We start from the raw sequence: 24,308 nt of genomic DNA, 5'->3' as shown, positions 1-24,308 counted from the left end.
GGATGATCACTTTTCGTGGCAGCAGGGGCGATCGGCAGGGTTCCACAAGCCTCTGCAGGCGCTCGCAAGACGCCGCATTCGCCCCGCGTGCACCCGCGCCTCTCCTTGTGGTCGCCGGGCATGACCCCCGGGCCGCGTTCGCCCCCATGTGCCCGCGCCCCTCCTTCTGCGCGCCGCCCGCCGGACCCGTCCCACGCCCCGTCGAGATAGACATTTTCGTACGAGGTAGACGGTGTCACCGTCTACCTCGTACGAAAATGTCTATCTCGCCGCCGGGGAGGGCAGAAGCGCCGAAGGTGCACAATGGACGCCCTATGGAGCCTACGAACCCCATGAGCACGAACGCCTCCGAGAGCCCCGAGGACATGCCGCTGCCCGCCATCGCGGGCGAGCTCGACGACGCCGCAGAGGCAGACACCGGCGCAGGCGCAGGCACCGGCGCGCCGCCCTCGGCCCACCTCGCCCGCGGCTTGCGCCACCGCAGCCACAGCAGCCGCGGGCACCACGGCGACCACGGGCACGACGGCGACCACGGCGACCACGACAACCGCGGGCACCCCAGCGGCCATGACGACCACGGCCACCGCGGCCGCCGGAAGACCGGCCGCCGCCCGCATCGGCGTCGTCGCCCCTGGCCGGGCTTCACCCCCGACCAGCTCGCCGCCCGGGCCGCGAGTGTGCCCGCGCTCGTCTACCCTGACGAGCTGCCGGTCAGCGCTCGCCGCACAGAGATCGCCGAGGCGATCGCGGGCAACCAGGTCGTCATCGTCGCCGGGGAGACCGGCTCCGGCAAGACCACGCAGATCCCCAAGATCTGCCTGGAGCTGGGCCGCGGCATCACCGGCATGATCGGGCACACCCAGCCGCGCCGCATCGCCGCCCGGAGCGTCGCCGAGCGCATTGCCCACGAGCTGGGCACCCCCATCGGCCGCGACGGCGTCGTCGGCTACCAGGTGCGCTTCACCGAGGAGACCGGCCCCACCACGCTGGTCAAGCTCATGACCGACGGCATCCTGCTGGCGGAGATCCAGTCCGACCCGGCGCTCAGCCGCTACGACACGATCATTGTCGACGAGGCCCACGAGCGCAGCCTCAATATCGACTTCATCCTCGGCTACCTGGCACGCCTCCTGCCCGACCGCCCGGACCTGAAAGTCGTCATCACCTCCGCCACCATCGACTCGGCCCGCTTCGCCGAGCACTTCGGGCGCCGCGAGACGGACGGGGGCGGCGAGCCCCTCACCGTGCCCGCCCCCGTCATCGAGGTGTCGGGGCGCACCTACCCGGTCGAGATCCGCTACCGCCCGCTCCTGGCCGACGACGGCCTTGACGCCGGCCCCGGGCACACCCCGCACGGCGCCGGCGGGCACGTCCCCGACGACGGCGCCGGTACCGCGGGCGGGCCCGGTGCGGACGCCCCGCCCGCGCGGGCCACCGGAGGCGGGCGGGCCGCTGAGGGCGAGCGGTCCGCGACTGCCTCGCCCGCGCAGGCCGGTCGGGCCGGCTCGTCGTCTCCGGCCCCCGGCCCCTCCGCGCCCGCGGGCCCCGCCCCTGCGGGCGAGCTCACCGACGCCGAGCTCGACGCCCTGACCTCCCCCGACCCAGCGGTGCGGGCGGCCGCCCGGGCCCGCCGCGAGGCGATCCGCTCGGCCGCCGGGGGCGGGCGGGCCGCGACTTCCGCGGATGCCGCGGGCGCCGCCGACGCTGCGACCGCTGCAACCACCGCAACCGCCGCGGCCACTGCGGGCGCGCGCCCCGCCAGACGGCCGGGCCGGTCGCCCTCGGGCGCGGAGCACCGCTCGCCGTCGTCGGACTACTCCCCGCGCGAGAAGGCCCGCAGCACCGGCCGCGACACCGGTCCCGCCGCCGGCCCAACCGACCTGCCCCCGCAGGAGGACCGCGACCAGGTCACCGGCATTATCGACGCCGTTGACGAGCTCATGGCCGCGGGCGGCGGCGACATCCTCGTCTTCCTGGCCGGGGAGCGGGACATCCGGGACACCGAGTCAGCCCTCGTCGACCACCTGGGGCCGCGCTACACCGCCGACGGGCGCGCCCGCACCCCCGGCGCCGTCGAGGTCGTGCCCCTGTACTCGCGCCTGAGCGCCGCCGAGCAGCACCGCGTCTTCGAGGCGCACTCCACCCGCCGCATCGTGCTGGCCACCAACGTGGCCGAGACGAGTCTGACCGTGCCCGGCATCCGCTACGTCATCGATCCGGGCCTGGCGCGCATCTCCCGCTACTCCAACCGCACCAAGGTCCAGCGCCTGCCGATCGAGCCGGTCAGCCGGGCCAGCGCCGACCAGCGCTCGGGCCGCTGCGGGCGCCTGGCCGACGGCATCGCCATCCGCCTGTACTCCCGGACCGACTACCTCTCGCGTCCGGAGTACACCGAGCCGGAGATCCTGCGCACCTCTCTGGCCAGCGTCATCCTGCAGATGGCGGCGCTCGGGCTCGGTGCGGTCGAGGACTTCCCCTTCCTGGACTCCCCCGACCCGCGCGCCGTGCGCGACGGCGTGCAGCTGCTCACCGAGATCGGGGCGATCCAGGCCGGGCGGGCCGAGTCGGCTGGCGCCGAGCCGGCTGTGCGGGCCGGGCAGGGCGACCCGGCTGTGCGGGCCGAGTCGGCTGTGCGGGCCGAGCTGGCCGGCACCGGGCCCGCGCCCGGCCGGGCCGCACAGGCCGGGCAGGCCGGCGCCGGACCCGACCACGGCACCGGGCCCGGCCGAGCCCGCCCGCAGGCCCGAGCCCGCCGTCGCGGCCCGCGACTGACCGCCGTCGGCCGCCGCCTGGCCCGCCTGCCCATCGACCCGCGCCTGGGCCGCATGCTCCTGGAGGCGGGCGACCTCGGCTGCGCCGGCGAGGTCATGGTGATCGTGGCGGCCCTGTCCATCCAGGACGTGCGCGAACGCCCGGCCGACCGCCAGGAGGCGGCCGACGCCCTGCATCGGCGCTTCGCCGACCCGACGAGCGACTTCCTGACCTACCTCAACCTGTGGCGCTACCTGCGCACCCAGCAGCGCGAGCTGTCCGGAAGCGCCTTCCGCCGCATGTGCCGCTCCGAGTTCCTTCACTACCTGCGGGTGCGCGAGTGGTTCGACGTCCACGCCCAGCTGCGCCAGCTCGCCCGGCCCCTGGGGCTGGGCGCCGCCCCCGTCGAGCTGCCCACGGCGCGGTCGATCCGCGCGGCCGGGGCGGCCCTGGAGCCGGGCACGCAGGCGGCCACGATCGCGCACGGGGACGTGGCGGCCGCCGTCGTGGCCCTGGGCCGCAGCGCGGACACGCCCGACGCCGACGCCGTCCACCGCTCCCTGCTGGTGGGGCTGCTGTCGAACGTCGGCAACTGGGACCAGCGGCGACGCGAGTACGCCGGGGCGCGCGGCACCCGCTTCACCATCTGGCCGGGCTCGGGCCTGCGCCGCAAGACCTACGACTGGGTGATGACCGCCGAGCTGGTGGAGACGAGCCGGCTGTTCGCACGCACGGTGGCGAGGGTCGACGGGCGCTGGGTCGAGGAGGCCGGCGAGCGAGCGGGCCTGACCAAGCACGTCTACGGCGAGCCCTACTGGTCCACGCGCCACGGGGCCGCCATGGTCCACGAGAAGGTCCTGCTGTACGGGATGACGCTGGTGGCCGACCGGCCCGCGACCCTGGCGAGCGTGGGCACGCCCGCCGCCCGGGAGGTCGCCCGGGAGATGTTCATCCGCTCCGGGCTGGTCGAGGGCGGCTGGCACGCGCGGCACGACTTCGTGGAGCGCAACCGCGAGCTGGTCGAGGAGCTCGGCGACGTCGAGCGGCGGCGCCGGGTCCACGGGCTGCTGGCCGACGACGAGGCCCTGTTCGACTTCTACGACGACCGCCTGCCCGACGACGTCTACGGGGCCGCCGACTTCGACGCCTGGTGGAGGCGCGAGCGGCGGCGGCGCCCCGACCTGCTGGACTACACCCGTGAGCTGCTCCTGCCCGGCGGGGACGACGCCTCCGGCTACCCGGACACCTGGGTCCAGGGCGACCTCACCCTGCCCCTGAGCTACGTGTTCGAGCCGGGCGCCACCGACGACGGCGTGAGCGTGCGGGTGCCCGTGGAGGTGCTGGGGCGGCTGGTGCCGGACGGCTTCGACTGGCTGGTGCCGGGGATGCGGCCCGAGCTGGTGGTCGCGACCATCCGCGCCCTGCCCAAGCGGGTGCGCCGTCGGCTCGTGCCCGCGCCCGACGTCGGGGCGCAGGTGTGGGCGACCGTGCGCGAGCAGGTCCCGGAGGCCGGGGGCGCTGAGGGGGTCGGCGGCGTAGGCGGGGATGCCGACGCCGCCGGGTCCGCCGGGGGTGCTGGCGGTGCCGGGCCTGCCGGGGGTGCTGGGCCTGCCGGGGGTGCTGGGCCTGCCGGGGGTGCTGGGCCCGCCGGGGGCGCCGGGCCCGCCGGGGGTGCTGGGGGTGCTGGCGGTGCCGAAGACACCCGCGGCGCTGGCGGTGCCGGGAGCCCGGGGGGCGACGTCGGCGTCAGCGCGCCGGAAGTCTCCTTCAGGGAGGCCTTCGCGGCGGCCGTGGCGCGGCTGCGCGATGTCGAGATCACCGACGCCGACTGGGCCGAGGCCGCCGACCGCCTGCCCGACCACCTGCGCATGGCCTTCGTCGCCCTGGACGCCCGTGGGCGGGAGATCGGGCGCGGCAAGGACCTCGTGGCCCTCCAGCAGCGCCTGTCGGGGCGCACGGAGCAGGCGGTGCGATCAGTGGTGCGCGGGGCGCTGGCGCAGGCGATGGCCGAGGCGCAGGAGCGCGAGAGCGCCCGCGCCCGTAAGCGGGGCGGGAAGGGGCGTAGGGGCCGGGGCCGGCGGGCCGGCGGTGTCGGGGCAGGCGGTTCGGGTGCCGTCGTCGGGTCCGGCGGTGCTGCCGACGGCGTCCCGGCCGGCCCTGCCGACCCGGCCCGTGCCGCCGGCTCTCGGTCTGGGGCCGCACCCGCGCCGGGTGCCGAGGTGGGCGCCCCGAGCCTGGGGGGCGGGCTCCGCGCCGGCCTGGCGGAGAGGAAGGGCCTGTCGGACTGGCCGAGCGGCGTGCCGGGCCTGGAGGTGCCGGACCGCTCGACGATCCCGGCGACGGTGGAGTCGACCGGGACGGCCGGGCTGGTCGTGCGCGGCTACCCGATGCTTCGGGCCTCAGGTGCGCGCAGCGCAGACCTGGTCATTGCGCCCGACGCCACCGCCCAGGCGCGCGAGCACGGCGGCGGCGTCACGGCGCTCGCCCTGGCGCGGACCTTCCTGCCCACCGGTCGGGTGACGAGCCGGTGGACGGGGAGTGAGTCTCTGACTCTGGCCGCCAGCCCCTACCGGAGCACTGAGGCGCTCGTGGAGGACATGGAGCTGGCGGCGGCGCGCACGGTGGCCGACCGGTGGGCTGGGGCCTCGGGCCGCGACCTGGCCGCGGTGCGGGAGCGCGCCGTCTTCGCCGAGCTGGTCGCCGTCATGCGCGATGAGGTCGAGGACGAGGTCTACCGGGTGGCGCAGGCGGTTGCGCGCACGCTCGCCGCCCAGCGGGAGGTGGAGCGCACCGTTGGGACGCACACGTCCCTGGCGCTGCTGAACACGCTCCAGGAGGTGCGCGAGCACGCCGCCGAGCTCGTGTTCGACGGGTTCGTGGCGGCGACGCCGGCCGAGCAGCTGGTTCACCTGCCGCGCTTCCTCAGGGCGCTGGCGCTGCGCGTGGAGAAGGCGGAGGCGTCCCCGAGCCAGGACGCGGCGCTGGCCTACCAGGTGGCGGAGGCGGCCGCCGTCGTGGACAGGGCGCGGGAGCGCGCCGCCGCCGCGCCGCCCGACATCGAGCGCGAGGCGGTGCTGACCGAGGCGCGCTGGATGCTCGAGGAGCTGCGGGTGAGCCTGTTCGCCCAGACGCTGGGCACGAGCCGAAAGGTGAGCCTCCAGCGGATCAGCAGGCTCGTGTCCCGCATCGCCTGAGCCGCCCGCTGGGCCCACCGCTCGCGCCGGTCCGCCGCGCGCGCCGGCCGATTCTGAGTCAGTCGTGACCGTTGCGGTACTTGCGCATCCAGTCGCGCCGGGTCCGGTACAGACGGACCCCAGTGCCGATGGCCACGCCGCTCCACCCGACTACCAGCGCCCACATCCACTGCGGAAAGCCCACGGGCACTGCCTCCTTCTCCGGCTTCTGTCGAATTTGTGCACGCGACCGCTTGTCGTATCAGCCGCGATCGTGATCGTCGCGGTACTTGCGCGTCCCGGAGCGCCGCTTCCGGAGGTGAAGGTAAATCACCAGCACCGCAAACAGCGCGAACACAATCCAGCCCAGGACCCACTGCGGGACGCCCATTATTCCACACTCCTCATAACGTGAATCGACAGATTTGCTGCCGACTACTCAACCGCCGCCAGCATATTCCAGCACATCGAGACCGAGAGCGGCGAGAATTCCGCCATAAAGTCAGCGAAACTCCCTCCACCCAGCAGCACAGGTCACAGATCAGATGCACGCATCCTTGGGCCAATCAGTGCGGTCGGACCAGTACAGAAGTGCATTGGCAGTGATGCCTTCTCCAGCACCAATAGCAGCGAGCACAGTACCTGCCGGGAGACCAACGATAGTCGCGTCAGCAACCGTCCCCACAACCGCGGTGGCCCCGCCACCGACCATGGCATACCAGGCGACTGCGACAACAGCCCACTTGGGGATGCTGACACACATGGCGTACTCCTCACCTGACGCCGCTGCGCCCTGAGGCTGCTCAGCAGCTGCGACGTCTGTCGCCTTCCCCGCAACCAGCTGATCGTAGGCATCAATCGCCCTCTGATAGTCCTCGGGAGACGCCTCGGCCTTGTACTGCTCCTGAAGCTCAGCGACCTTGGCCTGATCCGGATTCGCGGCGGGCGACTGAGGTGCGGCAGAAGCCTGACCTGAGAGGCCCAGAGAGATTCCACTCGTCACCGCCAGGGCGACCATCGAGGCGAGAACGCGCCCCAACGTGCTTGTCCTGTTCAGCGAGAGCCCTCCTTCTGGTTTGCTCACGCCCAGACAGGAGCGCCTGGGCGTCCTCGTGACAGTGTCGTTCTTCGCAATAGCCTCCAATTATCGAGAAGAACGATACGATCATGATAGTTTCGCCGATGATCGACTTCAATAGTAGAAGTCTCTAAATAATAGAATCATCCTGTCACCGTGCCCGAAAATCGATTAAATCGTGCCATCGCGCGCGAGAGCCGCCGCACAGAGACAAGGGCCTGCTCCAGCCCGATTAGCGGTCTTCTACAAGACCCCGATCTCCTTCATGAGGTAGGCGGCGACACGCGATCTCTCGACCGGAGCACCACCCTCCCCTCCCAATTCGCCGAGATCGGTCGTATTCCGCGCCGAGATCGGTCCGGCTCCGGCTCGAGATCGGTTCGCGCCCCGGGGGCCGGGAGTACGCTGCAGTAGGTCCATGGCGACGGTGGGGATAGGTCTGCGGCCCCGGGGCCGGGGCCGCGAGGGGCGCCGCCCGCGCCCGTACCAACCTGCTCGCATGCGCCTCATCAGCCCATGCGCATGACCCACGCCGCCCGCGCCCACCTGCTACCAGCTGCTAATATGGGCTAGATTAGCAGCTGGTAGCAGGTGACGGTCCGCCGAGGAGGACACGTGACGACACCGATCCCGCCGCCGTCGAGGAACTCGCTCCTGCGCACGACGGCACCGCTGGCCACTCTCCTGAGCGAGCCGGCACTCGGCCGGGACCCCGACTACCACCCCTGGGAGTGGTTCGTCCGTCACGAGCCGCCCACGGGATTCAGCCGTGAGGACTGGTGGCTCGCGGTTCGCCTGCGACGCGAGCAGTCTGCCCGCCCCACTCCCCTCGCCCTGCGGGACGGGACGCCGCTGACCTACAACCTGCCCGACCCGCTTCTTCGCCTCATCGAGCAGGTCTCCACCCGGGCGCGCGGGGAGATCGCCCTGCCCGAGCCGATCGCCAACCCCGCGACGAGGAACCGCTACCTCATCTCCTCACTGAGCGAGGAGGCGATCACGTCCTCCCAGCTGGAGGGCGCCTCCACCTCCCGGGTACGGGCCAAGGAGATGCTGCGCGAGGGCCGCCGCCCGCAGGACCGCAGCGAGCAGATGATCCTCAACAACTACGAGGCCATGCAGGAGATCATCGCGCTCAAGGACGAGCCGTTGAGCCCCGGCCTGATTCGCGAGATCCACCGCCGCGTCACGACGGACACGCTCGACGACCCCTCCGACGCCGGACGCATCCAGCGCCCGGGCGACGAGAGAGTGCACATCTACGGCACGCAGGACCAGGACCAGATTCTTCACGTACCGCCGCCGGCGGAGGAGCTCCCGGAGCGCATGGCCGCCCTGTGCGCTTTCGCCAACAGCACCGCCGCAGGCGAGGGCCCCTACATGCCCCCGCTCCTGCGGGCCATCACCCTGCACTTCATGATGGGGTACGACCACTACTTCGCCGACGGCAACGGCCGCACCTCCCGCGCCGTCTTCTACTGGTCGATGCTCCGCCAGGGGTTCTTCCTGGCGGAGTTCCTGTCGATCTCGCGTCTTCTCAGGCGAGCCCCGGCCCGGTACGCGCGCTCCTTCCTGTACACCGAGGACGACGACGGCGACCTGACTTACTTCTACCTGGAGCAGGCCCGCGTGATCGTCCGCGCCATTGACGACCTCGATAAGTACCTGACGCGTAAGACGGCCGAGCTCCGGGACGCGAACCGCTTTCTGCGGGGTCGCGGCCTTAACCACCGGCAGGTCGCAGTCATCGAGCGCTTCCTGCGGGATCCGGGGGCGACGGCCACGGTGGCCGACCATCAGGCGCGGCACAATGTGGTCGCCCAGACGGCGCGCACCGATCTGCAGGACCTCGAGAGGCGCGGGTACCTGGCCTCGGCGAAACAGGGACGCCGCGTGGTCTGGTTCCCCGCAGAGGATCTCGCCCGCAGGCTGGGCGCCGACCCGTCGAGCTGACGCGCCGGCGCGCTCACCGGCCGCACCTGTCATCCGGGCGGCGCACGGCGTCCTCGGAGACGTGGAGGCCCCCTGACCGGGCGCGGCCCGCCGCCGACAGGCCCGTCCCGTCCAGCGAACAGCTTCCAACGACGCCCGTCCCCATCGTCCGTGTCGAGCAGCAAAGCCGGCGACCGCTCGACATGCGGCGCAGGAGGCCCGGATGTCCGTCAGAATGACATTAAAACTTCAAGGGACAGCGCAACACGGCGAGACCCGCGCAATCATGCGGGTCCCCAGCCCCCGGCCCGGGCTCCGGGCACCCAATGTCATTCTGACGGACACCCCGAGCCGCCCTGCCCGCATCGGAAGCCCCGAATCGGGGATCAGACCCAGCGCGCACCCCGACAAACAGCTCCCGACGACACCATGCGGAAAAGTCGGGGGCAAAACTGGGATCCAGGTCCCGCCGGATGGTCCGGGCTCAGCAGCCGCCTCCTCTCGCCGTCGAGCATCGAGCGCCCTCCGTGCGGCCGCCTTCACCAAGCCCTGGCACAAACCATGGTGCGAACCGATCGCGACGCGGAAACGAACCGATCTCGAGCCGGAATACGACCGATCTCGGCGAAAGGAGGGAGCGAGTGGGCGGCACACCGCCGGCGACCACGCGCCGCCGGCCGCCGCGCTACTTCACGACCTCGCTGATGGGGCGCACCACGGTCGGACGCACCCCGTGCGCCGCGAGCGCCTCGCGGGCCCTGCCCCAGCGGCGGTCGTCCCGGTACCCGACCCACACCGGGGCCAGACCGAGCTCGTCGATGGCGTCGTCGAAGCCGCGGGCGGACTGCGACTGCATCGCCGACGACAACGTGCTCGCGGCGGCCCGCTCGTCCTGCCGCCCGCTGCTCTGCAGGTGGCGGATGAAGCCGCGCCGGTCCGCGGTGGTGATCGCCTTGGCGCTGTCATCGACCACGACCCACCGGCGCCCCGGCTCGATCCCGAACTCCTCGTTGCCCGCATCGAGGTCGATCCCGCGCGCCGAGACCATGGCGGCCAGCAGCACCTGCCCGGTGTCCAGGTCGAGGTAGCCGCCGTTGACGTCGCCGTAGGAGGCCATGGTGTCGGCGAGCTCCTCGAGATCGACCGACAGCGGCCGCCCGACAGGCTCCTCGCCCTGGATCCGGGCAATGAGCTCGGCGCTGAGGATCGCGTCGCCGTCCTCGTCGCGCCACTGGAGCCGGTTGCTCAGGGTCGCCATGACCGAGGCGAGCTGCCCGCGCACGGCGCTGCGCCCCCGCGCGCGCCCGGGGCTGTGAATCCCGTCCCAGGCCTCAATGAGAGCCTGGCCGATCTGCTGGAGCGCATGGTCGGCGTTGACGCCGGTCAGCGCCGCGATCAGCGCGTTGGGATCGCCGGCGGCCCGGGCCACGCGGACGGCCCGCAGGTCCAGCCGCTCGGGCTCGACCTGGCCGAAGGTCATGAGGAAGGTGCTCACCTCGCTCTCCTCGGCGCGCATCTGCTTGGCCGTCAGCGCCGCGTCGTCGCCGGGGAAGTCCTCGTCGTCGTGGCGCATACGCCCGTACTGGTCGGGCAGGGCCCCCCAGCCCCAGATCGCGGTGGGCTCCTGCACGACGACGCCGACCTCCTGCTCGGGGTCCCCGAACCTCGTGACGGTGCACCGGCAGGTCCAGTCGTCCCCGAAGTCGAAGACGTACCGGAAGACCTCGCCGACATTGACGTAGTCCTTGACCCTGGCGTTGTGGCGAAGGACCTTGTCGATGAGGGCGCCGCCGCTGAACCCGCCGAAGCCGAGCTCGAGATCGGTGGTGTCGTCGATGACGCGGGTGCCGTCGGCGAGCGTGAAGTCGCGCAGGTGCCCCAGGTCCCAGCGGGCCAGGGCGAGGTCGATCGCGACGCCGAGCTGCTCGAAGGTCGTCGACGGCGGCACAATGAGGTCCCGACCGGGAGGAGGCGCGAAGATCTGCCCGCGCCCGGAGACAAGTTCAACGGAGATGATCTGCCAGCGGCGTGCCATGGGGCCATCGTGGCAGCGCGCGCCGCATTGGCCAAGATTCTGCCCCGGCGCGTCCACCCAGTGGTCACAGAATGGTCACGCCGGGCCGGCGGCGAGGTCGTCCCACAGGCTGAGCCACCGATCGACGACGGCGGGCGTGCTGAAGCGCCGCCCGTACTCGCGGGCGCGCCGCCCGGCGTCGGCGCGCGCGGCGTCATCCTCCATGAGGACGCTCAGAGCGGCCCCGAACGCCTCGACGTCCCCGTTGGGCACGAGCGAGGCGGCCGGCCCGCCGGCCAGGCGCATCCCGGGCGAGCAGTCGTACACCACGGAGGGCACGCCGGCGGTGTTCGCCTCCAGGATGCACATGCTCAGTCCCTCGAAGCGGGAGGGCAGGGCGTGGATCGCGGCGCCGGCCAGGACCGGGCCGACGTCATCGACGGACCCGCACAGCTCGATGTCGGCGTCGGCGCCCTCCGCCAGGCCCCGCAGGCGCTCCTCCTGGGGGCCGGAGCCGTAGATCCGCAGGCGCCAGCCGGGCCGGGCGGCGGCCTCGAAGGCCCGGATGAGATGGTCGACCTGCTTGCCCTCCGACAGACGCCCCAGGAAGACGACGGTGCGCGAGTGCGCCGGATCAGCCACTCCCCCCAGGTCCGGGCACGGATTGGTCATGGGGACGGCGCGCATGTCCCAGGAGCGCAGCTCCTGGGCGCCTTCGGGGGTCAGGGCGGTCACGGCAGCCGACACGGTCGCGGCTCCCCGCACCAGGGCGCGCTGGACGGCGGTCAGGGCGGGCACATCGGTATGCACCTGGGAAACAAGGCGAGCCGGGCGGATACCGGCCTGGTCGAGCAGCCGCACCGACTCCAGGCCCGCGCCGATGACCAGGGTCTCCTCCTCCCAGCGGCTCGCCAGGCGGCGCAGGCGGGCCACCGTCCAGGGCCACCACCCCAGGGTGATGAGATGGCGCAGTGGTTTGAGGACGGCTTTGGAGCTGGCGAAGCCGGGCATCTTGGTGGTCAGGCGGCGGCCGGGCACGACGTCGATGACGTGGTGGCGTTCGCGCAGCTCAGGGTCGCAGGCACCGAAGCACCAGATGTCGACGGCGAGGCCGCGCGCCCTCATCTCGGTGGCGAGCAGGTCGGTGGCACTGACAATGCCGTTGGGGCGGTGCATGTCGTTCATGAGGAAGACGACCCGCCGCAGCGGCCGGTGCTCAGCGCCCTCGGAGCCCGCGGGGCCCTCGGGAACCGGGAGGCCCCCGGCGTCGTCAGCGCAACCGGCCTTCTCGGCGCACACGGGGTTCTCAGTACTCTCGGGGCCCTTGGGGATCATGCCCCAACCCTAGGCCACCGGTTCCCCGCCCGGCCGGGGCTCGAGCTCGGGCATCCGGGGAGCCGAGGCGCTCGCGCACCGGAGGATTCTTCCGCGCCCCCCTCCCCGAGGGCGCCCAGCAGGGGCAGACTTCCTCCTATGAGCACCACCGGCCCTGCTGACCGCCGCCCCGCCCCGGCCCCTGACACCCGCTGCCCGCCCGCGCGGGCTGCAGCCGCTCCGAGCCGCCGCACCGCGCTGCTCCTGTCCGCCGTCGCCGCGGGCGCCCTCGCCGGCTGCGGCCTCTGGAAGCGCGACATCGGCGGCACCGTGCTGACAAGCGACCAGACCCGCGCCGAGCTGACCCTGGCGGAGGCGCCCGGTCTGAGGGCCGCCGTCGGCGCCTGCGACGCCCTGGGCGCGGCGCTCCTGTCGGCCCAGCTCGCCGACGGCGCGCACGCCAACGCCCTGGCGAGCCCGGCCTCCCTCGCCCTCAACCTGGCGGCGGCCTCGCTCGGCGCCACGGACCCGGCGGCCCAGGGGCTCAACGAGCTCCTCGGCGCCGCGGACGAGGAGGCCCGCAACACGACCTGGTCGGCGATCCAGACCGCGCTGCTCGCCCACGACGGCGACGTCTCCGGCTTCAAGCCCGACAGCAAGGCCCCCGAGCATCCGCTGGTGCACGTCGCCGACCAGATCGTCGTCGTCGACCACGGCAAGCCCGCGGAGGTCGGCCAGGACTTCGTCGACGGCGTCCGCCGCTGGTTCTCCGCGGACCTGCGGCGCGCCGACGTCGGCAAGGCCCAGGACGTGCTCGACGAGTGGGTCAAGCAGAACACGGCGGGCCTCATCAAGTCATCGGCGCTGGACGCCACCAAGATCGATGTCGCGCTGCAGAACGCCGTCCTCTTCGCCGCGCAGTGGAAAGAGCTCTTCGACAAGAAGAGCACCCAGGACGAGGACTTCACCCGCGCGGACGGCAGCGTCATCCAGGTCCCCATGATGAGGCAGCAGAGCAGCATGGTCTGCACCGAGGGGACCACCGGCTCTGTGACCTGGAAGGTCCTGCGCGTGCCCTACTCGGAGGACTTCGCCCTGGACATCGTGCTGCCGGACAAGGGCACCCTGCCCGAGGCGCTTCCCGCCGACACGTGGGCGGCGGCCAGCGCCCTGCTCGACGAGGCGGAGCGCGAGGGCCTGTCCCCCGAGGTGAACCTGTGGCTGCCGCGCATCGACCTGACGAGCCCGGACGGAGGCATCGACATCCTCCCCGTCCTGGAGTCCCTGGGCGCCGACATCCGCCCGATGGGGCGCATCAGCCCCCAGCTCGAGACGACGGCCTACCGGCAGCAGGTGAGGCTCATTGTGCGCGAGGACGGCACGGTCGCGGCCGCCGTCTCCGAGCACGGCGACGCGGCCACCGCCCCGAACCTCGGCCCCATCACGGACTTCCACGTCGACCACCCCTACGTCATGCGGCTGCGGGACCTGTCCACCGGCGTCGCCCTGTTCGAGGCGGTCATCAACGGCCCGTCCTGACGCCGAGATCGGTCGTATTCCACCGCGAGATCGGTTCACTTCCGCACCGAGACCGGTTCAGAACCCCACCATGCTCACCCATGCGCACCCATGCTCACCCGCCCCACGCCTCACAGAACAGCGGACAGCAGCCGGCAGACATTGTCGATATAGCGGCGCCACCAGGGCTCGGCCGCCCACTGCTCGGCGGTGAGCTCGGCGGAGACGGCGCGGTAGTAGGCGTCGTTGGCGCGCAGCATGTCGTCGAGGTCGCCGCCGAAGGCCAGCAGCATGACCTCGTAGTTCAGGGCGAAGGACCGGAAGTCCATGTTCGCGCTGCCGATCACCGCGATCTCGTCGTCGACCGTCATGTACTTGGCGTGCAGCACGGTCGGCGCCGGATACCGGTAGATGCGCACCCCGGCGGCGAGCAGCACCTGGTAGTAGGAGCGCTGCGCGTGGTTGACAATGAGGTGGTCGGACTCCAGCCCCACGAAGAGCTCGACCTCGATGCCGCGGTAGGCCGCCGTCGTCATCGCCGCCAGCAGCGCCTCGTCGGGCACGAAGTAGGGGCTCGTGATGGACACCCGCTCGGTGGCGTTCTGGATGAGGGACAGGACCATCCGCAGGTTCGGCTCGGTGGGGTAGCCGGGCCCCGAGGGCACCAGCTGCATGGCATTGACCACGGCGTCGGGGCGCCCCGGCTGGGGCGCCGGGGTGCCGACGGGCTCGGCCTCCCGAAGCACCTGCGACACCGAGCCGGACCCGCCGGCCTGCGGCAGGATGTCTGAGATGTCGAGCACCTCGCCGGACTCGAAGTACCAGTCCATGCCGAAGACCGCCTCGGCCTCGACGACGATGTCCCCGGTGACCTCCACGCTCAGGTCCGCCCAGGTGCGCCCCGCCCGGACGTTGGAGCGCAGCCGGTAGGTCGGGTCGATAATGTTGTGGGAGCCGATGAAGGCGCGCTCGCCGTCGATGACGAGGAGCTTGCGGTGGTTGCGCAGGTCGGGGCGGCGGAAGCGCCGCTTGTGCGGCAGCAGCGGCATCATGAGCCGCCACTGGATGCCGGCGGCGGCGAAGCGGCTGCCCAGGCTCCGCCAGCCGGGGTACTTGCGCGACCCGAGGTGGTCCACCAGCAGGCGCACGGCCACACCGCGGGCGGCGGCCCGCTCCAGCGCGGAGTAGAAGACGTCAGTGACCGGGTCCCAGGACTGGATGTAGAACTCGACGTGAACGTGGTGGGTGGCGGCGTCAATGGCGCGGGCCATCTCGGCGTAGGTGGTCGCCGAGTCGCCGTGCAGGGAGATGACCTCGCCGGTCACGCACGGCAGGCCCGTCAGGGCGCGGTTCATCCGCAGGACCGAGTCCAGGTACGGCGAGCGCTCGGTGCCCTCGGGTGCGTAAGGCACGTCCTTGGTGGACTCCAGGGCGATCTCGTTGACGGCGATCTGCTGCTCGCGGCGCTTGCCGTGGATCCACGGGCTGCCCAGGAAGATGTAGAGCGGCAGGCCCACAACCGGCAGCAGGAAGATGAGCAGCAGCCACGCCGTCGACGACGACGGGCGGCGGTTCTCCGGAACGGTCCCGAGTGCGACGATCTTGATCGCGTACTCCACGACGACCCAGGTCGTCGCCAGAACCGGCTGCCACTCCATACCCGAATCCTTGCACGGCGGCCCCGCAAGCCGCTCAGCGAGCGCCGAGCCGTGCCCCCTCCCCCTCCCGTCGAGACCGGTCCAGTTCCGCGGCGAGGTCGGTCCGCCCGCCCCGCGGCGCAGTCGGCGGCTCAGCTGTCGGCGGTGGAGGGCGTCGGATCCCCGAAGAAGCTGCGGAAGTACCCGTAGAAGTTCCAGTTCCCCCAGCTGGTGCAGTCATTCCCGCCGTGGGCCGCGACGGCATTGGGCTGGTAGGGGGTGTAGTCGTACAGGCCCGCGGTCGCCTGGTTGGCCACCGTCAGCTCGGCGGTGCCGCACGCGGAGTCCGGGGAGTAGGCCAGCTGCACGGGGACGCCCGCGACCACCTGGTAGGCCTTGGGATTCAGACGGTAGGTCTGGAACTGCATGGCGGCCCCGTAGATCTGGCGGAAGAAGCCCGCGTACTTGGAGTCGCACTGTGCGCCGTCGGGGCAGGCGTAGCCCGCGGCGGCCTCGTAGACGCGGGCGGTCAGAGTCTCGCCCGAGGCGGTGAGCAGCCCCTGCTCCTTCTGGATCAGCACCAGCAGCACCTGGGGATTGATGTCGCAGGAGGTCGCCACCTTGGAGATGATCTGCGCGGCGCTCTCCGCGGCCACGCCCTTGTACCCGCCAGGGCAGGCGGTGGTCACCTCGCGGTCCTCGGTGTCGAAAGTCGCCTCCGCCAGGCAGAGCGTGCCGTCATCGCCCGTCTGGCAGCCCGCGTTGATCTGCTCGATGAAGTCGGCGACCCCCTGGGCGGTCATGGTGGTCGAGTCGTAGAAGACCTCGTCGTCGATAATGCGCGCCGCATCGAAGCCGGTCATGTCGGTCGTCACAGGAGCCGGCCCGATCCGGGAGGGGACCGGCGCCATACCCCGCAACGGTGCGGAATCGAGGAACCTGGCCACGAGCAGCCCCACCGCGACGGTGAGCACGAACGCGCCCAGCAGGAAGCCCAGCGGAGAGCGGAGCAGGCGCGCCAGCGGGCCCGGGCCGCGTCGGGTCCTCCCTCTGGTGCCGGAGGAGCCCGACGGGCGCTTCGAGCGCGCAGACGCAGACCGCGCCGTCGCAGAGCCCTGGTGGCTCCGGGACGGACGGCGGCGCGCGGAGGGAGCGGGACGTTGAGGCATCGGCGCCATGCTGCCACAGTCGGAGCCCTGGGCCGAGCCGTTGCCGCCATCGGGCCGCGATGTGTCTCTTGCCCGACGACGGCGCAGCGCCCTTCGGGCGGGCCGGGACAGGGTGTCGCGGGGCGCCCGGTCGGCGCCGAGGCTCATCGAAGGGGCGCCGCCGGGCCGTTGTCTGCCGGCCCGGTACGCGCCGTCATCAAGGTCATCGAGTCAGCGGCGCGCAGGGGACGGGCGAGCCAGAGGCTCCCCGGCTCCGTCGCGCGGTCGCACCCCGCTGTCGAGAGGTGGACCGAGGACCGCGACGCCCGGGCGCGGCCCGCTACGCTCTGGGCCGTGCACCTGCCCGACGTCCTGGCCCTGGCCCGCTCCCTCATGACGACCCACGGCGTCGGGGACTGGGACCTGGGTCTGGACCGCGCCCGCCGACGTGCCGGGCAGACCGACCACGCGTGCCGTCGGATCACGCTCTCGCGCCACCTGATGAGCCTGTACGACGAGGCCGAGGTCCGCGAGACGATCCTCCACGAGATCGCGCACGCGCGCGTCGGCGCCAGCCACGGGCACGACGCCGTATGGCGCGCGGAGGCCCGGCGCATCGGCTCCACCGGCCGGCGCCTGGTCGACCCGCAGGCGCCGCGCGTGGAGGGGCGGTGGCGGGGGACGTGCCCGGCGGGCCACACGGTGACCCGCATGCGGCGCCCGTCGGTCCCGCTGGCGTGCGCCACGTGCTCGCGCTCGTTCCGGATCGAGAACCTGCTCGGATGGGAGCATGACGGCGTCGCCGTCACACCCGAGCAGATCGGGCCGCGCTACGCCCGCGCCCTCGCCCGGCTCCGGTCGCGAGGGCGGAGATGACCGGGCCGACGACCCAGCCGGAAAGCACCGGCCCGGCCCGAGTCGCGGCGCTCCCGGCCGGGCCGCAGTGCCGGAACGTCAGCGCTGGCTCTCGAGCAGTGCCCAGCCGCCCAGGACGAAGAAGGCGATAACGCCGACCAGGGCGATGATCTGCCATATGAGCATCGCCCGCGCCCAGTTGCAGCGCGAGGCGGAGGCCGAGCCGCCGAAGGCGAGCACGAGCACGTAGATGAAACCGATCACGGGAAGAGCGGTGAGCAGCAGCGCCAGCATCCACGAGCCCACGGAGTCCGCGGGATGCTCCGGCGGCGGGCCGGGCGCGATGTACGCGGGCTGGGGAACGGTGCCGCCCGCCGGGGAGTAGTACGGCTGCTGTGCCATGGGAGCTCCTTAGAGAGGGAGTGTGAGGACAGTTGCGAGATAGTCGAAGATACCGAGGATACCGGATACGCGGCTAGTGGTCCGCACCCCGCCGCCTCCCGCTCGCTCCGCGGTCGCCCGCCTTCGTCGAGATCGGTCGTAGTCCGGATCGAGATCGGCTCAGGGAGTTCAGCGGGGCCCGCCGTCGGGTCTTCACCAGCCCTCCGGGCCCCCAGGAGACCGATATCAACCGGAAAAGGTGGCTCCTACGCACTTTTAACACCGGCCCCCGCCCCGCCCTCGCCACAGAACCGCGGAATCACGCCGATCCTAATCGCGTCCGAGGCCGTCGAGCACCTTAAAAGTGCGTAGGAGCCACCTTTTTCTCCGTCGCCCGGGGCCGCTCAGCCCTGGGATCACTCACTTTATGGTCTGCACCTCGCTCGCGGCCGGCCACGGCCGGCCCTGCGCGGGTCCCCGCGTCCATCCGATCCTCGCCCGCCCTGGCCCCGAGCCCTCATGCCGTGGGATGACACGACGGCGACCACGCTTCCGGCGCGAGGACGATGCCGTGGGCACGGCGCCGTGGGAGCCTTCGCACAGCCGCTCCGCGCGGCTGTGACCAACCGTTGTGAAGGAGCGTGTCATGATCGTCACCACCACGCCCACCGTCGAGGGCTACCCCGTCACCCAGTACCTGCGCGTCGTCTGCGGCGAGACCGTCGCCGGAGTCAACATGTTCAAGGACATCGCCGCCGGTTTCCGCAACGTGGTCGGCGGGCGCTCGGAAGCCTACGAGCGCGAGCTCATCCAGGCCCGCGAGACAGCGCTGGCCGAGATGACCGCACGCGCCCAGGAGCTCGGCGCCGAGGGCGTGGTCGGTGTCGACATCGACTACGAGGTCCTCGGCACGGACAACAACATGCTCATGGTGACGGCCTCCGGCACCGCCGTGCGCTTCTCCCCCGTGCAGTAGGCCGGGCCGGGGCTCGGCTCGCAGCCGGCGGGCAGCATGACGATGGCACCCTCAGAAGGCACCCCGGCCGCCAAGATCCGCTCCTGTCGGGCCAGCAGGGTGGGCTGTGCGACCGCCGCATCCTCACCCGCTCCCCGACGCTTCTAGATGATTGATTCCGGGGTGCGGCAAGCCTCAACGTCACAGGCGCTGCGCCCATGCCGGCGGTCCCCGGCGACCTCTTCGCCGAGATCGGTTCACTTCCGGCTCGAGATCGGTTCAAGGAGACCTGGGGCGCCCGCCGCCGGGCCTCCACCGGCTCTTCGGGACCCCGGGAGGCCGACCTGGACCGGTGCACGGTCTGAACCCCTCGCGGCCGTACGCTTAAGGTACGACCACGCGAACCAACGTACGACCGCGAGGACCGCGCCTCTTCTCGCGGAATCAACCATCATCTAGGGCGGGATAGGCGCGGAGCGGGTGGGCTGCGGGGCGCCTTGAAGGGCTTCGGGGAGGGTCGCACATGGAAAAGGAGCGCCTTGCCGGGGTGGACGCCGGTTTTCGGCATGATTTCGCGACTCACGGACGTCCGTCAAGATGAGCTGACGTGCTCCCGCGTGCGCCCAGAGGGTCCGTGCACGTGGGAGCACGTCAGCCAACCTTGACGATCTGAGCAGAATCGCGGAATCTCAACGAAAAACAGTATCTGTCCCATCGAGCCGCCTCTCCCCCATGCGCGAACCGCCTCTGTATCTCTGTATCCGCCCCAGCCCGCTCGCGCCTCCCGCCCCGAGCACCCCGACCACGGCCAGGGGCCCGGACACACCCCGAACCCCGGGAATCGACCATCCGGCCCGCAGGCCGCCCTCACCCGCCCAGCATCTGGAACAGCGCCGAGCCGGCGACGGCGAAGAGGATCCCGGACAGCACGGCGACGATCAGCACCCAGGCGAGCATGGCGCGCGCCCAGTTGCGGCGCCAGGCCGGCGCCGATCCGCCGAAGGACAGGACGCACAGGTAGACGATGCCGATCAGTGGCAGCCCCGCCAGGAGAAGCGTCAGCATCCACTTGCCGAAGGAGCCGCCGGGCGGTGGGACGTCGTCCTCCAGCTCCTCGGCGAACGCGGAGTCCGACGGCGCAGCGGACAGCCCAGCCGACTGAGCATCAGGCGCAGGGGCGGCAGCCCCTGTGAAGTAGTCGTTCAGATTCCCCGTCGGCGGCGCCGAGTAGGCAGGGCCGGACGCGCTGGCGCCCGCCCCCACCGGGGCCGAGCCGCTGGCCAATGGCACCGACATGGCGGACGCCCCGGGCTGCGCAGGGGCCTGGCCAGTAGCCGAGTAGCCGGAGTAGGGCGAGCCGAAGGCCGCGGACCCGGCGGCTGGAGCCGATCCCGACGGCGCGGAGGTGGATCCGGCGGCCGGAGCTGATCCCGACGGCGCCGACACGGGACCAGGCCCCGAGGCGGCCGACATGGGCACGGCCTCGTCCGAGGCAACTGATGAACCGGGAGCGGCGAATGCCCCGCCCGGCGCAGTGCCGACATCACTACTCTGCTGCCCGCCGAGCCCGCCGCTCTGCGGGGCGGAGAACCTGCCGCTCTGCGGGGATCCCATCGGCGGAGTCGCAGACGGAGCGGCCTGCGACGATCCCGTGGGCGCGGAGCCGGACATGCCAGGCGCCGCCGAGGGGAAGGGAGCCTGAACGGTGGCGGCCACGGCGTCAGAGGGGTTCGCAGGCGCCGACTGCCCTGGGGCCGCCGGACCGGCCGCTGGCGTCGGCTGCCCGTAAGCGGAACCAGCAGCACCCGCCCCATATCCTCCATACCCTCCGTATGCCCCATATCCTGCGGCCCCGCCCGGCGCGGCCTGCTGGGCCCCGCCCTGGGACGCCGGCCGGGGCCCACCGGACGGCGTCGGCTGGGAGCCGGGGGCGGGACTCCCCGCGGGAGGCCGGAATCCTCCCGAGGGAAGGGCGACTGTCGCCGCGGAGCCCTCGAGCGACCGGGCGGCCAGATCGCGTTCGGAGGCCCCGAGCGTCCGGCCTCCGGCAGCGGGAGCGCCGTAGGCCGCACCGCCGGCGCCCGACCCCGCTGCGGGCGACTGCCCGGAAGTCGGCTGCGAAAAGGAAGAGGAGGACGAGGCCTGCCCGGAAGTCGGCTGCGCGGACGACCGGGACTGCCCGTTGCCGCGCAGCATCTCCAGGGTGCGGGGGTCGACCCTCACGGTCTCCATCGAGTGCGCGGCGTCAGACATCTCATCCTCCGCCGCCTGGCCCGGTTGCCCGCTCTGGGCGGCAGGCGTCATTGAGGGCCAAGCCGCGCCCGACGCATGGGTCGAGGGGGCGTTGGTCTGCGGTTTCTGGGGCTCCGACACGACGAGACTCCTTCGACAGGGCACCGGGGAAGGCCCCGAGTGCGAACGGACGCGGCCAGCCTACGACGTCAAGCGACTCATCTTGGAAGAAAACCGCAGACAGCATAATATTCGTCCGATAATTCGCCAAATATTGGCAAACCCGCTCGAGCACGTGCACCATACGCCCTCGGCCACCTTCACCGAGGCCGGTCCGCCTCCGCACCGGGACCGGCCCGGCCCGGCGCCCCCGCCGTCGAGGCCCGCACGACGAGCTCGGGGGCGAAGGACACGTGCCGCACCTGGGAGCCGTCGGCGAGCAGGAGGTCGGCGGCGGCCCGGCCGATGTCGCGCATGGGCACGTGGACGCTGGTCAGCGGCGTGATGAGCTCGGAGGCGACGGCCACGTCGTCGTAGCCGACGATGGCGACGTCGTCGGGGATGGCCAGTCCGCGACGACGGATCTCGCGCATGGCGCCGATGGCCAGCTGGTCGTTGGCGCAGAACAGCGCCGACGGCGGAGGGTCGGCCCGGAGGAGCTCGGCGGCCCCCGCGGCCCCGGCGTCGGCCGTGTAGCCCTGCCCGCCGCTGACCGCCTCGACCTCCCGGAGGACCTCGGCGGGGTCGAGCCCGGCCTCCGACAGCGCCGCCAGCACGCCGTCACGGCGGTCGATGGACTGGCGCACCGACAGCGGCCCGTTGACGAAGCCGATGCAGCGGTGGCCGAGATCGACCAGGTGGTCGACGGCGGCGCGCGCGCCCGCGACGTCGTCGCCGGAGACGGTGGGCAGCTCCTCCGAGATCGGCGGGTGGTCCATGAGGACGACCCGGATGCCGCGCCCGGCCAGGACCGCGAGGTTGTCCAGGGTGGAGGTCGAGGGCGTCACGATGACGCCGCGCACGTCCAGGCCCGCCAGCAGGCTCATGAGCTCGCGCTCGCGGTCGGGGTCGGAGTCGGTCGAGCCCAGCATGGGGACCCGGTTGTCCTCGCGCAGGCGGTCCTCGATCCCGCGGGCGGCCTCGGTGAAGAAGGGGTTGGAGATGTCGTGGACGAGCACCCCGACCAGCGAGGAGCCGCCGTGGCGCAGGCGCCGGGCGGTCTCGGAGCGCACGAAGCCGAGCTCGGCGATGGCCGCGCGGACCCGCTCCAGGGTCGAGTCGGCCACGCGCTCGGGGTGGTTGAGCGCGTGCGAGACCGTGCCCACGGAGACGCCGGCCCTCTCGGCGACGTCGCGCACTGACGGATGAGCCACGGCACCCCTCCTTAATCCCGACTCACAGTCCAGTCTCGCACTCCCGCCTCGTCGAGCGGCCCTCCCCCGCAGGGTACGGCACCGTCGCCCGGCGGGCAGTGTCTTCAAGAGCACCATCCGCGGGCACGTCGTCCGGCCCGCCGCAGGCAGACGCCTCCCGGCGGTCGCGACCCGAAGAAACGATTCAAAACATCTCGGAACGAGGTTGCCGCCCTCATACGCACGTGCTAACGTTCCGGATTGATACGTTTCAACACCGTGGCTCCGCCACGAGCCCCCGGGGGAGGCGCCGACCCTCCCGCCGCCCTACCTGTTCAAAGGAGAACACGTGCCCTCGCAAACCCGCTCCGCGACGCCACCCAACCCCTGGGTCGTCGGCGTCGTCTCCGGCATGGCGTCCTACATCGACTCCTGCGCCATCGTGTCGTCCGGAACCGCCCTGGTCATCTACCAGATGGCCATGGGATTCGGCGACGGCCAGTACGGCATCGCCTCCATGGCGATCACTCTCGCCATCGCCTGCGGCGCCCTGTTCGGCGGCCGCCTCGGCGACCGCTTCGGCCGCAAGCCGGTCTTCTCCGCGACCATGCTCATCATCGCCGTCGGAGCGCTGTGCCAGGTCTTCGCAGCCAACTTCGGCATGCTCCTGACGGGCACGATCCTCGTCGGCCTGGGCACCGGCGCCGACCTGCCCGTCTCGCTGGCGAATATCGCCGAGACCTCGACCGACTCCAACCGCGGCAAGATCATCGGCCTGTCCAACATCCTGTGGACCGTGGGCATCGTCGGCGCCATCGCCTGCGCCTCGGTCGTCGGCAACTGGGGAAAGCTGGGCGGGCAGATCCTCTACGGGCAGGTCGGCGTCATCGCGATCATCGTCCTGCTCGCGCGCCTGCCCATTCCCGAGTCGCACGTCTGGCTGGAGGCCCAGGCGGAGAAGAAGGCCGGCAAGGAGACCGTCCGGGCCGAGCGCGCGCAGCTGTCGATGCTCCTGAGGCGCCCCTACCTCAAGCCCTTCCTCGCACTCATCCTCTTCTACTCCCTCGTCAACATCCCGGCCAACACCGGCGGCCAGTTCACCACCTGGATCAACGTCAACATCATCGGCATGGACGTCGCCTTCTCAAGCCAGATCGGACTGCTCCTCATGCCCCTGGGATTCCTCTGGGGCATCTGGTTCATGAGGATCGTCGACACCCCCAGGCGCATGCCCTACTTCTACCTCGGCGCGGCCTGCTACGCCGGCTCCTACTTCATCTACATCCTGGGCGGCTTCCACGTCTGGAGCTACGTCGCGGTCACCGTCGTCAACGGGCTCGGCAGCGGCTTCGCCTTCGAGGGCATCATGAAGGTCTGGACGCAGGAGTCCTTCCCCACCCTTCTGCGCACGACGGCGCAGGGCGCCATCATCTCCGTCGCCCGCGTCATCGCGGCGCTGACGGCGGCCTTCACCCCGATCCTGCTGCGCCTGAGCCCGCAGATGGCCTACCTGGCGCTCGCCGCCATCGCCGTCGTCGGCTACGCGTTCGCGATCTGGGGATTCCGGGGCAAGCAGCGCAACGAGTTCCAGGTCGAGGGCCACGCGGAGGCGGACGTCGCCGCCGCCGAGGAGGCCGACGTCGACTTCACCGTCCCGGCCGAGCCCGCGCACTCCGACTGAGACCCGCCCGCCACCCCGCCCCGGCCGGGCCATGCGTAGGCGCCCCGCTCCACGGCCTCGCACGCCTGAGCCCCGTCCCGTCCGGGTCCCGGGGTGGTGCGCGCACGCACGAGCGGGGCCACGGCGCCGGGGTCCGAGCGCCCAGGGTCCGAGCGCCCGGGAACGTGAACGTACCTTTCCCGCGTGAACGTACCTTTCTCCCATCCTACTGGGGATAGAGCTCAGTAAGGTGGGAGAAAAGTACGTTCACGCGACGAACTTCCGTTGACGCTGAGGAGCCCGGCCCG

The 24,308-nt window shown here is 71.9% G+C and carries 17 protein-coding genes; 7 read left to right on the top strand and 10 right to left on the bottom strand.

The window, feature by feature from the left end; translation table 11 throughout:
- Window positions 1-332: 332 nt before the first annotated feature.
- Entirely contained in the window at window positions 333-5,945 is a 5,613-nt protein-coding gene (locus tag O145_RS08870; protein ID WP_043562322.1) for a DUF3418 domain-containing protein, read from the top strand.
- A 58-nt stretch (window positions 5,946-6,003) separates the two neighbouring features.
- Here the strand turns inward: O145_RS08870 and O145_RS19585 are convergent, their stop codons facing one another.
- The 3 genes from O145_RS19585 to O145_RS08865 form a co-directional block, all read right to left on the bottom strand.
- Window positions 6,004-6,129 (bottom strand): hypothetical protein, encoded by a 126-nt coding sequence (locus tag O145_RS19585; RefSeq protein WP_267489927.1) that lies wholly within the window; start codon window positions 6,127-6,129, stop codon window positions 6,004-6,006.
- 57 nt (window positions 6,130-6,186) lie between these two features.
- On the bottom strand, window positions 6,187-6,315 hold the full coding sequence (locus tag O145_RS19580; protein ID WP_267489926.1) for a hypothetical protein: 129 nt from the start codon (window positions 6,313-6,315) through the stop codon (window positions 6,187-6,189).
- A gap of 150 nt (window positions 6,316-6,465) precedes the next feature.
- Complete coding sequence (locus tag O145_RS08865; protein WP_156966680.1) at window positions 6,466-7,008, bottom strand: hypothetical protein; 543 nt, start codon at window positions 7,006-7,008, stop codon at window positions 6,466-6,468.
- Between the two features lie 609 nt (window positions 7,009-7,617).
- Here O145_RS08865 and O145_RS08860 point away from each other — a divergent pair.
- Window positions 7,618-8,955 carry a Fic family protein gene (locus O145_RS08860; RefSeq protein WP_043562320.1) on the top strand — a complete coding sequence of 446 codons (1,338 nt, stop codon included), beginning with the start codon at window positions 7,618-7,620 and terminating at the stop codon, window positions 8,953-8,955.
- Between the two features lie 664 nt (window positions 8,956-9,619).
- On the opposite strand, the gene O145_RS08855 is transcribed toward O145_RS08860, so the two are convergent.
- Window positions 9,620-10,969, bottom strand: a complete 1,350-nt coding sequence (locus tag O145_RS08855) for an IS1096 element passenger TnpR family protein (RefSeq protein ID WP_043562319.1) — start codon at window positions 10,967-10,969, stop codon at window positions 9,620-9,622.
- A gap of 75 nt (window positions 10,970-11,044) precedes the next feature.
- Window positions 11,045-12,283 (bottom strand): glycosyltransferase, encoded by a 1,239-nt coding sequence (locus O145_RS16515; protein WP_156966679.1) that lies wholly within the window; start codon window positions 12,281-12,283, stop codon window positions 11,045-11,047.
- Between the two features lie 138 nt (window positions 12,284-12,421).
- Here O145_RS16515 and O145_RS08845 point away from each other — a divergent pair, with 138 nt between their 5' ends.
- Window positions 12,422-13,801, top strand: a complete 1,380-nt coding sequence (locus O145_RS08845; RefSeq protein WP_043562318.1) for a serpin family protein — start codon at window positions 12,422-12,424, stop codon at window positions 13,799-13,801.
- A gap of 110 nt (window positions 13,802-13,911) precedes the next feature.
- Here O145_RS08845 and O145_RS08840 read toward each other — a convergent pair whose 3' ends face one another.
- Both O145_RS08840 and O145_RS08835 read right to left on the bottom strand, forming a co-directional pair.
- The gene (locus tag O145_RS08840) at window positions 13,912-15,438 is read right to left on the bottom strand and encodes a phospholipase D-like domain-containing protein (RefSeq protein WP_043562317.1); all 1,527 of its coding nucleotides are present in this window, start codon (window positions 15,436-15,438) and stop codon (window positions 13,912-13,914) included.
- 131 nt (window positions 15,439-15,569) lie between these two features.
- Window positions 15,570-16,391, bottom strand: coding sequence for a hypothetical protein (locus O145_RS08835; RefSeq protein WP_043562316.1), 822 nt, complete (start codon window positions 16,389-16,391; stop codon window positions 15,570-15,572).
- A gap of 528 nt (window positions 16,392-16,919) precedes the next feature.
- Between O145_RS08835 and O145_RS08830 the strand changes: the two genes are divergently transcribed.
- On the top strand, window positions 16,920-17,441 hold the full coding sequence (locus O145_RS08830) for a SprT-like domain-containing protein (RefSeq protein WP_043562337.1): 522 nt from the start codon (window positions 16,920-16,922) through the stop codon (window positions 17,439-17,441).
- Between the two features lie 78 nt (window positions 17,442-17,519).
- On the opposite strand, the gene O145_RS19165 is transcribed toward O145_RS08830, so the two are convergent.
- Complete coding sequence (locus O145_RS19165; RefSeq protein ID WP_229118466.1) at window positions 17,520-17,822, bottom strand: hypothetical protein; 303 nt, start codon at window positions 17,820-17,822, stop codon at window positions 17,520-17,522.
- A gap of 625 nt (window positions 17,823-18,447) precedes the next feature.
- Between O145_RS19165 and O145_RS08820 the strand changes: the two genes are divergently transcribed.
- Window positions 18,448-18,777 (top strand): heavy metal-binding domain-containing protein, encoded by a 330-nt coding sequence (locus O145_RS08820; protein ID WP_043562315.1) that lies wholly within the window; start codon window positions 18,448-18,450, stop codon window positions 18,775-18,777.
- A gap of 197 nt (window positions 18,778-18,974) precedes the next feature.
- Window positions 18,975-19,121: a hypothetical protein gene (locus O145_RS18135; protein WP_156966678.1), complete on the top strand. Its 147-nt coding sequence runs from the start codon at window positions 18,975-18,977 to the stop codon at window positions 19,119-19,121.
- Between the two features lie 502 nt (window positions 19,122-19,623).
- Here the strand turns inward: O145_RS18135 and O145_RS17305 are convergent.
- Both O145_RS17305 and O145_RS08810 read right to left on the bottom strand, forming a co-directional pair.
- Window positions 19,624-20,052 (bottom strand): hypothetical protein, encoded by a 429-nt coding sequence (locus O145_RS17305; protein WP_229118465.1) that lies wholly within the window; start codon window positions 20,050-20,052, stop codon window positions 19,624-19,626.
- A gap of 1,256 nt (window positions 20,053-21,308) precedes the next feature.
- Window positions 21,309-22,361 carry a LacI family DNA-binding transcriptional regulator gene (locus tag O145_RS08810; RefSeq protein WP_043562314.1) on the bottom strand — a complete coding sequence of 351 codons (1,053 nt, stop codon included), beginning with the start codon at window positions 22,359-22,361 and terminating at the stop codon, window positions 21,309-21,311.
- 328 nt (window positions 22,362-22,689) lie between these two features.
- On the opposite strand from O145_RS08810, the gene O145_RS08805 reads away from it, so the two are divergent.
- Window positions 22,690-24,021 carry an MFS transporter gene (locus tag O145_RS08805; RefSeq protein WP_229118464.1) on the top strand — a complete coding sequence of 444 codons (1,332 nt, stop codon included), beginning with the start codon at window positions 22,690-22,692 and terminating at the stop codon, window positions 24,019-24,021.
- The last annotated feature ends 287 nt before the right edge of the window (window positions 24,022-24,308 follow it).

This window comes from Actinomyces israelii DSM 43320, assembly GCF_000711965.1.
In the GTDB taxonomy this organism is placed as follows: Bacteria; Actinomycetota; Actinomycetes; order Actinomycetales; family Actinomycetaceae; genus Actinomyces; species Actinomyces israelii.
This window is presented reverse-complemented; position numbering and strand designations above follow the sequence as displayed.